This is a genomic window from Pseudonocardia sp. (assembly GCF_029263155.1).
GTDB lineage: Bacteria > Actinomycetota > Actinomycetes > Mycobacteriales > Pseudonocardiaceae > Pseudonocardia.
Map to the genome: position 1 here is coordinate 1 of NZ_JAJCYB010000104.1, position 14,827 is coordinate 14,827.

Sequence of the window (14,827 nt, forward strand, 5' to 3'; positions counted from 1 at the left end):
CGGCGACACCGGCGACGCGAACGGCGTCGGGGTGGGCGGCGCGGGCGGCACCGGCGGCAACGCCGACGCCTCCGGCGGCGACGGTGGCGACGCCGACTCCGACGTCGACGTCGACGCCGTGGCCAGCCAGGTCTTCGACTCCGACCAGGACAACGACCAGGACTCCGACCAGGACAACGACTCGGATCAGGACAACGAGGCCGACACCGACATCGACATCGACAGCTTCCTCAACTGAGAGCCCATCCCACCGGCCCCGCCTCCGTCTCCACGAGGCGGGGCCGGTGCCCGCACAACGGAGGTGAACGGCCGTGATCTCACTCAACAGCATCATCGACTTCCTGCTGGGCCTGATGGGCGACGACGCCAAGCTGGCCGCCTTCAACGAGAACCCCGAGGGCGCACTCACCGCCGCCGGGCTCGACGGCATCACCGGGCAGGACGTCTGCGACGCCCGGCTCGAGATGGCCGACCGCGGGTTGGCCAGCCCCAGCGGGGGCGGCGGGGGCGGCGGAAGCGGCGGTGGCGGTGGTGGTGGCGGCGGCGGCGGCGATGCCGTCTCGGCCATCCAGCACACCACGGCGACGTTCCACGTCACCGAGCAGAACTTCATCAAGATCGACGACCGCGACACGATCATCAACGACTCGTTCAACTCCGACGACGACGTGACGATCATCCAGGACTCGTTCAACAACGACGTGACCGCGATCCAGGACAACGACACGACCGTCATCAACGCCGAGGACTCGTTCAACACGACGGTCGAGAACGACGTCACCGCGATCCAGGACAACGACACGACGATCATCAACGACAACGACACCGTGATCAACGACAACGACACGGTCCAGATCGAGGACAACGACACCGAGATCACCGGAACGGACGGCGACGGTCCCCCTAACGACGGCATCGCCACCGACGACATCGTCGACGAGGAACCGGAGGCGGAGGTGGAGACGGACGACGCCGAGCAGGAGCCGATCGACGCCGCCGCCGTCTGAGGAGTAGTCGCACGACCGCAAGGCAGTAGAGCCACTTTGCCGCCCCTCCCGGCAGTAAAGTGGCTCTGCTGCGGACTGGCTCTGCACCGCCGGAAAGAGGTACCGCGATGACCAGCACCGACCCGGTCGAGGCGGTGGACGTGGCGCTCGCCGCGATCGCCCGCTACGGCCGGACCGACCTCGACGAACGGTTGCGCCAGGCGCGCACGCGGGCCATGGACGGTCGCACCAGGGTGCTGGTCGTCGGCGAGTTCAAGCAGGGCAAGTCGATGCTGGTCAACGGCCTGGTCGGGGCACCGGTGTGCCCGACGTTCGACGACATCGCCACCGCGGTGCCCACCGTCGTCCGGCACGCCGACAAGGTGACGATCACGCTCGTGCGGGGGACGGAGCGGGTCGAGATCCCGGCCGAGGAGCTGGCCGACCACGTCTGCGAGCAGGGCAACCCGGGCAACCGGGAGGGGTGGAACCACGTCGAGGTGGGGGTGCCGCGTCCGATCCTCGACGGCGGCCTCGAGCTCGTCGACACCCCGGGCGTCGGCGGGTTGTCGTCCGTGCACGGCGCGGCCACGATGTCCGCGCTGCCCTCGGCCGACGCCGTGCTGCTGGTGTCGGACTGCTCGCAGGAGTACACGGCCCCGGAGATGGAGTTCCTCCGCCACGCCGTGTCCGTGTGCCCGACCGTGGCCTGCGTGATGACCAAGAACGACCTGTACCCGGAGTGGGAGCGCATCGCCGAGCTCAATCGCGGCCACCTCGCGGCGGTCGGGATCACCACCGAGATGTTCCCGGTGTCGTCCACCCTGCGCTGGCACGCGGTGCTGCAGAGCGACTCCTCCGCCAACACCGAGTCCGGGTTCCCCGCGCTGGTGGGCTACCTGCGCAAGCGGGTGCTGGGCCAGGCCGACCGGATCGCGCGGCGCGGCGTCGTCCACGACGTCGTCGCGGTCACCGACCAGATCGCGGGGTCGCTGCGCGCCGAGCTGATGGCCCAGCAGAACCCGGAGTCCGTCGCCGAGCTGCTCAGGGGGCTCACCGCGGCCCAGGAGAAGGCCACCGCGCTGAAGGAGAAGTCGGCCCGGTGGCAGCAGACGCTCAACGACGGCGTCGCCGACCTCAACGCCGACATCGACTACGACCTGCGCGACCGCTTCCGCGAGATCACCCGCCTCGCCGAGGACGAGCTGGCCGCGGTGGGCGACCCGACCAAGGTGTGGGAACAGTTCGCGGGCTGGGTGCAGCAGGAGGTGGCCAACGCCGCGGCCGCGAACTTCGTCTGGGCCACCCAGCGGGTGCGCTACCTCGCCGGGCAGGTGGCCGAGCACTTCTCCACCGACCGCGACCAGATGCTGCCCGCGCTGCGCAACGACCCGTCCGACGCGCTGCGCTCGGTGCGGCAGATGGCCGCGCCCAAGGACGAGGGGTTCGGCCTCGGCAACAAGGCGCTGACCGGCATGAAGGGCGGCTACATGGGCATGCTCATGTTCGGCATGCTGGGTACGTTCATCGGTTTCGCCTCCCTGATCAACCCGCTCGGTGTGGCGGCCGGCATCGTGATGGGCGGCAAGACCGTCGGCGACGAGCGCAAGCGCATCATCACCAAGCGCCAGAACGAGGCGAAGACCGCGGCCCGCCGTTACGTCGACGACGTCCAGTTCCAGGTGGGCAAGGACTCCCGCGACCGGCTGCGGCAGGTGCAGCGCGACCTGCGCAACCACTTCACCGAGCAGGCCGAGCAGCTCAAGCGGTCCCTGCAGGAGTCCCAGCAGGCGGCCGAGCGGGCCGTCAAGGCCTCGCAGAGCGAGCGGGAGGCGCGCAAGGCGGAGATCGCCGCCGAGCTGGAGGCCCTGGAGGTCGTGCGCCGCCGGGCGCGGGCCCTGCTGCCCCGCGCGGCCCCGGCCGTGCCGGCCCAGGCCGCTCAGGCCGTCGCGACCACGGCGGGGGCCACGGCATGAGCAACCTGCTCGCCGCCACCCGCCGCGTGCTGCTGCTCGCGCTCGACACCCACCGTCACGATCCGGCCGCCGTCGCCGCGCTGGAGGCCCAGGTCAGCCGCCTCGACGAGCCGCTGCGCGTGGCGATCGCGGGCAAGGTCAAGGCCGGCAAGTCGACCCTGCTCAACGCGCTCGTCGGCGAGCAGGTGGCCCCGACCGACGCCGGGGAGTGCACGCGGGTCGTCACCTGGTACCGCGACGGGCACGTGCCGCGGATCGTGCTGCACCCCCACGAGGGCACGCCCCAGCCGCTGACCGTACGCCGCCAGGAGGGCGCGCTGGTCGTGGACCTGGACGGCACCCCTCCCGAGAACGTCGAGCGCCTCGTCGTGGACTGGCCCTCGGAGAGCCTGCGGGTGGCCACCCTGATCGACACCCCGGGCATCGCGTCCACGTCCACCGCCGTCTCCCAACGCACGGTCGCGTTCCTCGACCCCGACGACGAGACCCCCACCGAGGCCGACGCCGTCGTCTACCTCATGCGCCACCTGCACGCCGCCGACGCGGAGTTCCTGGAGTCCTTCCGCGACCGCGGCGTCGCCCGGGCCACCGCGGTCAACACCGTCGCCGTGATCTCCCGCGCCGACGAGATCGGCGGCGGCCGGGCCGACGCGATGTTCTCCGCCCGCGGCATCGCCCAGCGCTACCGCACCGACCCGACCGTGCGCGGGCTGTGCCAGAACGTGGTGGCCGTCGCGGGGCTGCTGGCCCAGACCGGCCGGACGCTGCGGCACGCCGAGTACACCGCGCTCGCCGGGCTCGCCGCGCTGCCCCGCGAGGAGCTCGACTCGACGTTGCTGTCGGTGAGCCGGTTCCGCCAGGCCGGTGGCGACCTGTCCACCGAGGTCCGCGACCGCCTGGTGCGCCGCTTCGGCCTGTTCGGGGTGCGCCTCTCGGCGACGCTGATCCGCCAGGGCACCGACAACCCCGACGCGCTGGCCGCCGAGCTGGTGTCCCGCAGCGGGCTCACCGAGCTGCAGACCGTGCTGCACACCCAGTTCACCGGACGTCGGGACCTGCTCAAGGCCCGCTCCGCGCTCCTCGCGCTCGATGGCCTGCACGGCCCCCGGGACGGCCCGCTGGCCCGCGAGGTGGAGCGGATCCTCGCGGGTGCGCACGAGTTCGCCGAGCTGCGCCTGCTCGGCGCGCTGCGCTCGGGGGTCATCGCGCTCCCCCGCGCGGCGGCGGCCGAGGCGGAGCGGCTGCTCGGTGACGCCGGGGCGGCCACCCAGACCCGCCTCGGGCTACCGCCCGACGCCCCGCTCCCCGAGCTGCGCAACGCCGCGTTCGAGGCGCTGGAGCGCTGGCAACGAAACGCGGCCAACCCGATGTTCGCCCGGGCCACCACCGACGCCTGCAACGTCGTGATCCGCTCCTGCGAGGGGATCCTGGCCGAGCTGGCACCCCGTCCCGACGCCGCACGCCCGATGTACCGCTGACCCGGGGAGTCCGCCGGATCCGAGGAGGCACATGCGGTTTCCCAGCGTTCACGCCGACGACGTATCACCGGACCAGGTCACCGCTCCTTCATCTGGGCCGGTCGGAGCCCTCGCACACGGCATACGGCACAACCCACATCCGACTGTGTCCACAGACATTCCCGGCGGGCTCGCTCGGGAACAGAATTGCCCGGACCACCAGGGGTGACCATGGCAGGACCGATGATGACCGAATCCACACTGGACGACATGACGGGCGCCGACGCGCAGATGGCCGAGCAGGCGTGGCGCGACGGGGACGTGCTCGCGGCGATCGCGGCCGCCGACCGGGCCCTGGCCGCGGAGGAGGACCCGGAGTGCCGTGCCGCGGGTGTGGCCGCCGCCGCGGCCACCGCCGACGGCGCGCTGACCGACGCCGCGGGACGCTGGCGCAGCATCTCCGGCAGCCTCGACGGCGCGGCGGCGGCCGGGGCGGCGGCCCGCGCCGCGCTCGCCGCGGGCCTGACCGGTGACGTCGACGCCGCCACCCGCGATCTCGCCGCGGCCCGCGACCTGCTGCCCGACCCGGCCCCTCGCGGGCTCACCGTGCTCGTCGACGGCGCGGACGCCGTGCTGGAGGCACTGCGCGGCGACGTCGACCCGGCCGCCCGCCGGTTCGCCGGCCTGGCAGCGGCCACCGTGCCCGGCGACCTGCTGGCCCCCGAGCCGTGGGGCGACCTGGCCGCGAGCGTCGCGGCCGCGGGCGGGCACGCGCGCGCGGCCCGGGCGATGCTGTCGCCCGTCGCGGGCCCGGCGGCGACCCGCAGCCGGCTGCTCGCGGCCTGGCTGGACATGCGGGCCGGCAAGCTGACCGCCGCACGGGAGGGGCTCGCGAGCATCGCCGGCACCCCGGTGCTGCGCCGCAACGCCGTGCTCGCCGCCGCGGTCGGCGGCGGGCTCGCCCGGCGCGCGGCCGACGAGGACACGCTGCTCACCACCTGGCACCGCGCCGTCCCGGTGATGGCCGGCGCCGACGTCGAGATCCTGCTGCTCGACGCGTGGGGCGAGCTGTCCGTGGCGGCCGCGCGCGTGTCGCCCGACGACCGCGACGCCCTCGCGGCGTCCATGCACCAGGCCGTCGTCACCGCAGGGTCGCCGTGGTGGGCCGTCGCCTCCGAGCACTGGTGGCAGCTGCACCGGGCGGCCGTGGTCGAGGACGTGGACGCGACGTCCGCCGCGGCCGCCGCCCTGGCCGACCTCGCGGCGGCCCGCCCCATCCTGCGGGCGCGCGCCACCGGGGCCACGACCTGGGCCGCGGTGCTCCGCGGGCGGGCCGACGCCGAGGCGGTGTCGGCCGCCGCCACGACCCTCGACGCCGCCGGGCACCCGTGGGAGGCGGTGGAGCTCTGCCGGGCCACCGCCGCCCGCACCTCCGACCCGGCCGTGGCCCGCGTCGTCCTCGACACGGCCCGCCGCCTGCGCCCGGCTCCGGGGCCCCGCCGCGCGGCGGCCACCGACGACCTGTCCGACCGGGAGCGCGACGTCGGCGCCCTCGTCGTCGACGGGCTCACGCACAAGGAGATCGGCGCCCGCCTCTACATCTCACCGAAGACCGTGGAGCAGCACGTGGCCCGGCTGCGTCAGAAGCTCGCGGCCTCCAACCGGGCCGCCCTGGTCGCGGCCCTGCGCATCCGCCTGCAGTGAGATCGCACGGGCCGGGCCGGGCGGGTGGCACAGCATGATCGTCAACTCGTCGCGGGGCGGGGGTGCGAAGGACACCTGGGTCTCGCGGTGATGTAGTCGGACGCGGCAGACTCAGGTCATGACGGTCCAGGTGGACGTGCGGGACGCAGCAGAGCTGCTGTCACATCTCCTAGCCCGCACCGAGGCCGGCGAGGACGTCGTGATCACCCGCGACGGGATACCGATCGCGCGCCTCACCCCGGTGGAAACACCTCGCCCGGTCGGCTTCGTTCGCGGCGCGGTCACCGACGACTTTGCGGAGCCACTGCCCCCGGACGAGCTGGAACTCTGGCAGGGGTGATTCGCCCAAATGTACGTTCTGTACATTTGCAGCGTCTCACGTACGCTAGTGCTATGAAGGACGAGTCAACGGTCAGCATCTCCGAGGCGCGGGAGCAACTAGCCGCTGTCGTTGATCGGGCGCGCACCGAGCACCGACCCGTCTTTCTGTCCCGACGAGGACGCCGCGTGGCCGCCGTGATCGACGCGGACGACCTGAACCGCCTCGTCGATCTGGCCGAGGACATGGCCGATGTACGGGCAGCCCAGGCGGCCCGTGACGAGATTCGCGAGACGGGCGAGCAGCCGATCCCCTGGGACGAGGTCAAGGCCGAGCTAGGCCTGTGACGCTCCGGATCGAGGTGGTGCCGCGGGCAGTGCGCCAGCTCCGCAAACTCGATCCCCCCGCGCGACGCCGCGTCCAGGCGGCGATCGAACTGCTGGCCGATGAGCCACGGCCCCCGGCTGCCACCCAGCTCGTCGGTGGCGCAGGCGAGTGGCGCGTGCGCACCGGCGACTACCGGATCGTCTACGAGGTTCACGACGCGGAGCTGCTCGTCCGGGTCGTGGCCGTGAGCCACCGCCGGGACATCTACCGCCGCTGATTCGTGTCTCGCCCGTTCACACGGACGAGTGACGACGCGCCGCGGGCTGGTCCGCCGGGACTGGATCGACGGGATGCTCGCCGACCCGGACACGACCCGTACCAACCGGGGCTCCGACGCGCCGTGGCACGTAGCGTTGCCGGGGATGTGGTGCAGGAAAGGAGGATCTGATCACACCGGTCAGCTACACCGGGGTCGCCCCGGCACCCGACGGCAGCACCGTGGCCTGGATCTCCGACCGCTCCGGGCGCCCGCGGGCGTGGACGGCCCCGCTGGACTCCCCTGACGCCGCGCGGCCGGTCGAGGCGTTCGACGACGACGTTGCGGCGCTGCGCTGGTCCCCGGACGGCCGATGGTTGGCCGCGCAGCTCGCGTCCGGTGGCGGCGAGCGCACCCGGGTGCGCCTGGTCGGGCCCGGCGGCTCCGAGGTCGTCGACATCGCACCCGGCGCGGCCGCCGTGACGCTGGGGGCGTGGTCGCCCGGCGGCCAGCGGCTGGGCGTCACGATCCTCGGCGAGCGGTCGGGGGACGGGCAGGCCTGCCTGGTCGACGTCCGCGACGGCACGTCCACCGTGCTCGGCTCCGGCCCCGCCGCCCACGTCTGCGCGGTCAGCGGCGACGGCCGGCGCGCCGTGGTCCGCCTGGGCCGGCGCGGTGCGCGCGAGCTGGAGCTCGTCGACCTGCGCTCGGGCCTGCGGATCCCCCTGCTGCCCGGCGGTGGGGCGGTCGTCGCGGACGCCCGGTTCGACCGCGACCGCCTCTACGTCCACACCGACGCCGGGCGCGACCGCCCCGCCCTGCTCGCGGTGGACCTGCGCGGCCGCTCGGCCGTGCGCGTCGTCGCCGCCCGCGCCGACGCCGATCTCGACCTCGTCGCGCTGGATCCCGGGTCCGCGCGCGTGCTGCTGGTGTGGAACGTCGAGGGGCGCAGCGAGCTCGAGCGCCTCGACCTGCGCTCGGGCCGGTCGGTGCCGGTCGGGGACCCGCCCGGTGGCGTCGTCACAGCGGTGTCGTTCACCCGCGATCCCGACGTCCTGCTCGTCGGCAGCGAGGGCCCGACGGTGCCGCCGCGGATCTCGCTGCTGGACGCGACGGGGTCGACCCCGCTGCTGGCCGACCCGGCGCCCGAGGGCCTGGTCGAGCCGGACCGGGAGACGTTCGACGGGGAGGACGGCCTGCCGCTGTCGGGGTGGCTGTTCCGCCCGACGCGACGTCCGGACCCGGTGCCGGTGCTGCTGTGGCTGCATGGGGACCCGGAGGCGCAGGAGCGACCGACGTTCCAGCCGCTGTTCCAGGCGCTGGTGGCCGCCGGGATCGCGGTGTTCACCCCGAACGTGCGCGGCTCGGGCGGCTACGGCCGCGCGTTCGTCGCCGCCGACGACGGACCGCTGCGGCAGGTGTCCATCACCGACGTGCGCGCCGCCGTCCGGTTCCTCGTCGACGCCGGGCACGCCGATCCCGAGCGCGTCGGCGTCGGGGGTCGCTCCTACGGCGGCTACCTCACCCTCGCGGCGCTGGCCCGGCATCCCGAGCTGTTCCGCGTCGGCGTCGACGTCTGCGGGATCGCCGACCTCCACACCTTCTACGCCGGCACCGAGGCGTGGATCGGGGCCGCGGCCACCACCGAGTACGGCGACCCGGACGACGACGCCGCGCTGCTGCACGAGCTGTCCCCCATCCACCGCGCGGACCGCATCGTCGCGCCGCTGCTGGTCGTCCACGGCGTGGACGACACGAACGTGCCGGTCGGGGAGGCCGAGCAGGTGGTGGCGGCGCTGCGCGCGCACGGCAGGGCACCGGGCTACCTGCTGTTCGACGGCGAGGGCCACGAGGTGCGCGGCGTCGAGAACCGGGCGGTGTTCGTCGCTGCGCTGGGTGGCCGGGCCGCTGCTCGGAGACGGGCGGGGCCCTGGTCCCACCCGTCCCGAGGCGACGTCGTCGACCCTTCGGTCCCCGGCTACAGCTGGCTGAACGACTGCATGATCGTGGTGTCGCCCTCGGTGGACAGGACGAACCGGTAGGGCTCGTTCGTCGGCGCGGCGCCGTCGTTCGGGACGAACAGCACCGTGCCCTCGACGGTGTTCTCCCCGACGAGCCGCGCGTTCTGCAGCTCCACCGACGCGAGCCGGGCGTAGAAGCTGTCGAACCCGCCCCGGCCTCCGGAGGCGGCCTGCGCCTGCGGGCTGAGCTGGGCCCAGGCGGCGTCGGTGTTGCCGGGCAGCAGACCGTAGTAGCCCTGCATGAACGCCACGGGGTCGGCGGCCGGGGCGGCCGGTTCGGTGGTCGGCACCTCGGTGGTGGTGGTCGGCGCGGGAGTGGTGGTGGGAGCGGTCGTCGGCGGCGCCGTCGTGGGCTCGGCGGTGGTCGGGGGCGCGCTGGTGGCCGGGGGCTGCGCGACGGGGGCGTCGCCGCCGCCCGCGTCGGCGGCCAGCAGCGCGGCGACCACCCCACCGCCGATGAGCAGCACCAGCAGCACCGCCACCAGGACGACCGGGAGCCGGCGGCGCCGCTGCGGGTCGGACGGGGTGGCCGGGGCGGTGACGACGGTGGCCGGGCCGCCACCGGACGCGGGCGTCGCCGCCGCCGCACGGGGCGCCGCCGCGGCGGCGACGGTCGGGGGCAGGCCGGCGGCCTGACCGGCCGCGACCAGGGCCAGCGCGTCGCGGGCCTGCGCCGCGGTGGGCCGGTCGGCGGGCTCCGCGGCGAGCAGTGACAGCAGCACCGGGGCGAGCTCCCCGGCCTGCTGCGGCGGGTCGACCTCGCCGGTGGCGACCTTGTGCAGCAGCGCGTACGCGTTCTCGTCCAGGCCGAACGGCGGGACGCCCTCGACCGCGGCGTACAGCGTGGCACCGAGCGCGAAGACGTCCGACGGTGCCTTCGGTTCGCGTCCGCGCGCGATCTCCGGGGCGAGGAAGGCGGGGGTGCCTGCGATCAGCCCGGTGCGGGTGAGCTGCACGTCGTCGACGGCGCGGGACACCCCGAAGTCGGTGAGCTTGACCAGGCCGTCCTCGCCGATCAGCACGTTGCCCGGCTTGACGTCGCGGTGCACGACCCCGGCGTCGTGGGCCGCGGCGAGCCCGTCGGCGACCTGGCGGCCCATCTCGGCGGCCTCGCGGGGTTCCATCGGGCCCTTGGTCGCCAGGACCGCGGCCAGCGACTGCGACGGCAGGTACTCCATCACCAGCCATGGCCGCTCGTCGTGGATGACGACGTCGAACATGCTGATGACGTGCGGGTGCTGCAGGCGCGCACCGATCCGGCCCTCGCGCATGAGGCGCTGGCGGGACTCCTCGACGCCGTCGACGCCGGGCTCGGTCCGCACGGCCGCAGTGAGGAGCTCCTTGAGCGCGACGGGTCGGTTGAGCAGTTCGTCGGTGCCGAGCCAGACCGCGCCCATCGCTCCGGCACCGATCCGCTCCCCCAGCCGGTAGCGGTTACCGATACGGGTCGGCGGGTCCTCGGGCGCAGTCATCACCCGCAAGGGTAGCGAGCGATGGTGAGAGCTCCCGCACCCGTGGACGGTGGGGCGACCAGCATCACGCCGGGCGCCCGGAGTACCCCGCACCGGCCCGCTCGCACACGGGTTGCGGGGCCCGCACACAGGTCCGGCCCTGTGTGCGGGGCCGCGGAGGTGTGTGCGAGCGAGGGGTGCGTCCTCATCGGGGCAGGCCCAGCTTCCGCGCGCAGGCGGGCCAGGAGCCGTAGCCGCCGCGGTCGTCGCGGACCCGGGTCGCCACCTCGATCTGCTGCTCGCGCGTCGCCTGGTCGGCCCGCGGCGCGAACTCGGGCCCGCCGTAGTCGCCCCAGGTGGCGTTGTCGAACTGCAGGCCGCCGTAGTAGCCGTTGCCCGTGTTGATCGCCCAGTCGCCGCTGGACTCGCACTGCGCGAGCTCGTCCCAGGGCCCCGCGGCCGGTGCCGGTGCGGGCTCGGGCTCGGGCTCGGGCTCGGGCTCGGGCTCGGGCTCGGGCTCGGGCTCGGGGGCAGGTTCGGGCGCGGCGCCGTCCCCCGGCTGCCCGGCATCGCCCTGCCCCGCGTCCCCGGTGCCCGCGCCGGCGTCGTCCGGGTCGCCGTCCCGGGATCCGGGTTCCCCCTCTCCCGGGTCCCCGGCTCCCGGCTCCCTGCCGGCCGAGCCCTCGCCACCCGTGTCGGAGCCACCCGTGTCGGAGCCGTCGGTTCCGGAGCCGTCGGTTCCGGAGCCGTCGGTGTTGCTCGGCTCACCGTCGTCTCCCGGGCCGTCCTCGCCGGCGCCCGGGTCCTGCCCGTCGACCCCGGTCCAGCCGCCGTCCAGGGATTCCGGCGCGACGAGCGACTCCGCGGCGTCGGGGTCGCCCTCGCGACCCAGGTCCACGTCGCCGGGCTCGCCGAGGTCGGAGTCGGCGTCGTCGACGACGAGCACCCAGTCATCCTCCTCGTCGGGCACCGGGAAGGTCCGCGTGCCCTCGCTCGGGACCGGGTCGAGCTCGGTGGCGTCCCCGGTGCGCGGGTCGTACCACCAGGGCCGGGCGGTGTCGCCGGGCAGCTCGTCGAGGTCGACGGCGACCTCCTCGCCACCGCCGGAGTACTCGAGCACGGTGGCACCCGAGTCGCCCGGCCGGGACTCCAGCAGCTCCCGCAGGTAGCGCATCTGTGCCGCGCCGGGCGCGTGGAGCGCGTCCTGCCAGGTGCCGCGGGCGCCCTCGTCCGAGGTCGTCCAGCCGTTCAGGAACTCGGCGACGGTGGCGTGCCCGTAGGTGTAACCCGCGGCCTCGCCGAGCACGGCGTCCCACGCGTCGCGGCGCACGTCCCGTGCCGACGCCCGGCCGCCGTCGCAGGTGGGGACGTCCTCGCGCACCTCCCCCTCGACGTAGGCGCGGTCGGCGGGCGGGTCGGGGTCGGTGGGGTCGGTGTCGGTGGGGTCGCAGGTGTCCTCGGGCCGCACGTCGAAGCCGTCCTCGTCGACCCGCACGACGTCGCGCGCCGGCCCGTAGCCGCCGGAGCCGGGCTCCAGGGCTAGCACGAGGCCCCGCGCCCGTGCCTCGGCGTTGACGAAGTCGAGGTGGTCCCAGAAGTCGTAGGCCGCGTCGTCGTCCGGGTCCGTCCCGGGGGTCACCGCCGCGTCGCCGTCCGCGGTGAACGGCCCGTCACCGTACGGTCCGACGGGCACGTCGAGCGAGGCCAGCACGACGGTGAAGCCCTGGTCGGCGCGGGTGTCGAGGTAGCGCGTGACCTCGGAGCGGTTGAGCGCACCGAGCAGCGCCGGCGCGTCGTCGGCGAGCCACACGAACGGCTGCCCGTCCCGCAGGAGCGAGCCCCCCGCCACCTGCAGCACCGGGTCACCGACCCGGCAACCCGCCGCGCCGGCGAGGCAGTCGTCGAACTCGTCGGCGACGCGGCGCAGGTCGGTCCACAGCAGCGCGGCGGCGAGGACCGCGACCACCGCCAGTGCGGCGACCAGAGGCAGGGCAGGGCGCGTCTCGGGCATGGCGGCGGACCCTAGAGAGCCACCCCCGTCGCGCGGGCCGAAACGAGAAAAGTGCTCACCGCTGGATGGACTTGACCTCCAGGAATTCCTCCAGCCCGAACCGGCCCAGCTCGCGGCCGTTGCCGCTCTGCTTGTACCCGCCGAAGGGGGCCATCGGGTTGAACGCGCCGCCGTTGACGTCGACCTGCCCGGTCCGCAGCCGCCGCGCCACCGCGAGCGCGTGCTCGGGCTCGCCGAACACCGCGCCCGCCAGCCCGTAGATCGAGCTGTTCGCGATCTCCACGGCCTGCTCCTCGTCGGCGTAGGGGATCACCGACAGCACCGGCCCGAAGATCTCCTCCTGGGCGATGACGGCGTCCGGGGCCACACCGGCGAACACGGTCGGGCGGACGAACGCACCCGGTGAGTCCACGGCCTCGCCGCTGAAGGCGACCGTGGCGCCGTCGGCGGTGCCGCGCTCGATGTAGCCGTTCACGCGCTGCTGCTGCGCGGCCGACGACATCGGCCCGATCCGGGTGGAGTCCTGCGTCGGGTCGCCGACGGTGTACCTCGCGGCCGCGGCGGCGACCATCTCCACGATCTCGTCGTGCCGGGTGGCCGGGACGAGCATGCGGCTCCACGCGGTGCAGGTCTGCCCGCCGTTGATCCAGGCGTTGCCCAGCCCGACCTTGACCGCCTTGCCCAGGTCGGCGTCGTCGAGGATCACGTTGGCGGACTTGCCGCCGAGTTCGAGCGCCACCCGCTTGACGGTGTCGGCCGCCACCACCGACACCCGCTTGCCGGCGCGGGTGGAGCCGGTGAACGACACCATGTCCACACCGGGGTGCGCCGCGATCGCCTCGCCGACCACCGGTCCGTGGCCGTGTACGACGTTGAACGCCCCCGCGGGCAGCCCGGCCTCGGCGGCGACCTCGGCGAGGATCGCGGCCGTGAGGGGAGCGATCTCCGAGGGCTTGAGCACGACGGTGCAGCCGGCGAGCAGGGCGGGCGCGACCTTGGCCACGATCTGGTGCAACGGGTAGTTCCACGGGGTGATCGCCCCGACCACCCCCACCGGCTCCCGGACGACCAGCGAGTTGCCGATCTCCTCGCTCCACGGGAACGACCCGGCGAGCGATGCGACCCCGGCCGAGGTGTGGACGGGCAGCCCGGCCTGCACGGCACGCGAGAACGTGATCGGCGAGCCCATCTCGGAGGTGACGGCGGCGGCGATGTCGGCGCCGCGCGCCTTGAGCCCCTCGGAGATCCGCGTCACGACGGCCGCGCGCTCGGCGACCGGCACCTGCGACCACTCCCGGAACGCGGTCCGTGCGGCCGCGACGGCCCGGTCCACATCGTTCGCGGAACCCGCCGGGACGGACGCGACGGCCTGCCCGGTGGCGGGGTCGATCACCTCGATCCGCTCGCCCTCACCCGCGTCCGGCGACCCGCCGATCCAGTGCCCGCTCGTGTCCCCGGTCCGTGTCCCTGTCGGTGCAGCCATGCCGCCATCCCAACACACGGACGCCCGCGCACCGAGCCCGGCAACCCACCCGGCGCCGGGAACCGGACCACGGCGCCACGCCGCTGGCACTCGACACGCGAGCGGAACGTCATTGCTGTTCGCCCGGCCGCGAACAGCAATGGTGTTCCGTTCGAGCGATCCGGCTGTCCTGCGGCGGTCTGCCGGATCAGTCGAAGACCAGGTCTCCGGTCCGGGTGCGCTTGAGCTCGAAGAAGTGCGGGTAGCCGGCGAGCAGGCGGGCGCCGTCGAACACCGTTCCGGCGTCCTCGCCCTTCGGGATGCGGGTGAGCACGGGCCCGAAGAACGCCACGCCGTCGATGTGGATCGTGGGCGTGCCCACGTCCATGCCGACCGGGTCCATGCCGCGGTGGTGGCCGGCCCGCAGCTCCTCGTCGTACTCGGTGCTGGTGGCGGCCTCGGCCAGCGACTCGGGCAGCCCCACCTCGGCCAGCGACTCCGCGATCACCACGTCGAGGTCCTTGACGCCCTGGTTGTGGATACGGGTGCCCATCGCGGTGTAGAGCGGGAGCAGCACGTCCGGGCCCTTCTCCTGCGCGGCCGCGACCGCGACGCGGACCGGGCCCCACGCCTTCTTCATGACCTCGACGTACTCGTCGGGCAGGTCGCGGCCCTCGTTGAGCACGGCCAGGCTCATCACGTGCCAGTCGACGTCGATGTCGCGCACCTTCTCGACCTCGAGCATCCAGCGGGAGGTGATCCAGGCGAACGGGCAGAGCGGGTCGAACCAGAAGTCGACGTGCGGGGTGGCGGGAGTGGTCATACCCGGCACAACCGCGGGCCGCCGGGCCCGATTC

The 14,827-nt window shown here is 74.2% G+C and carries 12 protein-coding genes and 1 pseudogene; 9 read left to right on the top strand and 4 right to left on the bottom strand.

Going from position 1 to position 14,827, the window contains the following annotated elements; translation table 11 throughout:
- The 9 genes and pseudogenes from Q1K26_RS21375 to Q1K26_RS21415 form a co-directional block, all read left to right on the top strand.
- Window positions 1-238, top strand: a pseudogene (locus tag Q1K26_RS21375) (hypothetical protein); the annotation flags it as partial.
- A gap of 73 nt (window positions 239-311) precedes the next feature.
- Window positions 312-1,007: an IniB N-terminal domain-containing protein gene (locus Q1K26_RS21380; RefSeq protein ID WP_300015900.1), complete on the top strand. Its 696-nt coding sequence runs from the start codon at window positions 312-314 to the stop codon at window positions 1,005-1,007.
- Window positions 1,008-1,114: 107 nt separating this feature from the next.
- Window positions 1,115-2,962, top strand: coding sequence for a dynamin family protein (locus Q1K26_RS21385; protein WP_300015903.1), 1,848 nt, complete (start codon window positions 1,115-1,117; stop codon window positions 2,960-2,962).
- Window positions 2,959-4,440, top strand: a complete 1,482-nt coding sequence (locus Q1K26_RS21390; protein ID WP_300015906.1) for a dynamin family protein — start codon at window positions 2,959-2,961, stop codon at window positions 4,438-4,440. Before Q1K26_RS21385 ends, Q1K26_RS21390 begins: the two co-directional genes overlap by 4 nt.
- A gap of 225 nt (window positions 4,441-4,665) precedes the next feature.
- The gene (locus tag Q1K26_RS21395) at window positions 4,666-6,123 is read left to right on the top strand and encodes a helix-turn-helix transcriptional regulator (protein ID WP_300015909.1); all 1,458 of its coding nucleotides are present in this window, start codon (window positions 4,666-4,668) and stop codon (window positions 6,121-6,123) included.
- A gap of 118 nt (window positions 6,124-6,241) precedes the next feature.
- Entirely contained in the window at window positions 6,242-6,463 is a 222-nt protein-coding gene (locus Q1K26_RS21400; RefSeq protein WP_300015914.1) for a type II toxin-antitoxin system prevent-host-death family antitoxin, read from the top strand.
- 53 nt (window positions 6,464-6,516) lie between these two features.
- The gene (locus tag Q1K26_RS21405) at window positions 6,517-6,789 is read left to right on the top strand and encodes a type II toxin-antitoxin system Phd/YefM family antitoxin (protein ID WP_300015917.1); all 273 of its coding nucleotides are present in this window, start codon (window positions 6,517-6,519) and stop codon (window positions 6,787-6,789) included.
- The gene (locus Q1K26_RS21410) at window positions 6,786-7,046 is read left to right on the top strand and encodes a type II toxin-antitoxin system RelE/ParE family toxin (RefSeq protein WP_300015920.1); all 261 of its coding nucleotides are present in this window, start codon (window positions 6,786-6,788) and stop codon (window positions 7,044-7,046) included. Before Q1K26_RS21405 ends, Q1K26_RS21410 begins: the two co-directional genes overlap by 4 nt.
- A 221-nt stretch (window positions 7,047-7,267) precedes the next feature.
- Window positions 7,268-9,067 (top strand): prolyl oligopeptidase family serine peptidase, encoded by a 1,800-nt coding sequence (locus Q1K26_RS21415; RefSeq protein ID WP_300015923.1) that lies wholly within the window; start codon window positions 7,268-7,270, stop codon window positions 9,065-9,067.
- Here Q1K26_RS21415 and Q1K26_RS21420 read toward each other — a convergent pair.
- From Q1K26_RS21420 to Q1K26_RS21435, 4 genes are all read right to left on the bottom strand, one after another.
- A complete protein-coding gene (locus Q1K26_RS21420) occupies window positions 9,004-10,518 on the bottom strand; it encodes a serine/threonine-protein kinase (protein ID WP_300015926.1) in 1,515 nt (504 codons plus the stop codon). The two genes, Q1K26_RS21415 and Q1K26_RS21420, sit on opposite strands and share 64 nt — an antisense overlap.
- Before the next feature lie 184 nt (window positions 10,519-10,702).
- A complete protein-coding gene (locus Q1K26_RS21425) occupies window positions 10,703-12,508 on the bottom strand; it encodes a DUF4038 domain-containing protein (protein WP_300015928.1) in 1,806 nt (601 codons plus the stop codon).
- 55 nt (window positions 12,509-12,563) lie between these two features.
- Entirely contained in the window at window positions 12,564-13,991 is a 1,428-nt protein-coding gene (locus Q1K26_RS21430; protein WP_300015931.1) for an aldehyde dehydrogenase family protein, read from the bottom strand.
- Window positions 13,992-14,178: 187 nt separating this feature from the next.
- On the bottom strand, window positions 14,179-14,793 hold the full coding sequence (locus Q1K26_RS21435) for a DsbA family protein (protein ID WP_300015934.1): 615 nt from the start codon (window positions 14,791-14,793) through the stop codon (window positions 14,179-14,181).
- Between the last annotated feature and the right edge of the window lie 34 nt (window positions 14,794-14,827).

Excerpts from the sequence above, each read along its gene's own strand:
- Q1K26_RS21430 (WP_300015931.1), bottom strand. The coding sequence starts at position 13,991 with ATGGCTGCACCGACAGGGACACGGACCGGGGACACGAGCGGGCACTGG.
- Q1K26_RS21435 (WP_300015934.1), bottom strand. The coding sequence starts at position 14,793 with ATGACCACTCCCGCCACCCCGCACGTCGACTTCTGGTTCGACCCGCTC.
- Q1K26_RS21390 (WP_300015906.1), top strand. The coding sequence starts at position 2,959 with ATGAGCAACCTGCTCGCCGCCACCCGCCGCGTGCTGCTGCTCGCGCTC.
- Q1K26_RS21400 (WP_300015914.1), top strand. The coding sequence starts at position 6,242 with ATGACGGTCCAGGTGGACGTGCGGGACGCAGCAGAGCTGCTGTCACAT.
- Q1K26_RS21385 (WP_300015903.1), top strand. The coding sequence starts at position 1,115 with ATGACCAGCACCGACCCGGTCGAGGCGGTGGACGTGGCGCTCGCCGCG.
- Q1K26_RS21425 (WP_300015928.1), bottom strand. The coding sequence starts at position 12,508 with ATGCCCGAGACGCGCCCTGCCCTGCCTCTGGTCGCCGCACTGGCGGTG.
- Q1K26_RS21395 (WP_300015909.1), top strand. The coding sequence starts at position 4,666 with ATGACCGAATCCACACTGGACGACATGACGGGCGCCGACGCGCAGATG.
- Q1K26_RS21420 (WP_300015926.1), bottom strand. The coding sequence starts at position 10,518 with ATGACTGCGCCCGAGGACCCGCCGACCCGTATCGGTAACCGCTACCGG.
- Q1K26_RS21405 (WP_300015917.1), top strand. The coding sequence starts at position 6,517 with ATGAAGGACGAGTCAACGGTCAGCATCTCCGAGGCGCGGGAGCAACTA.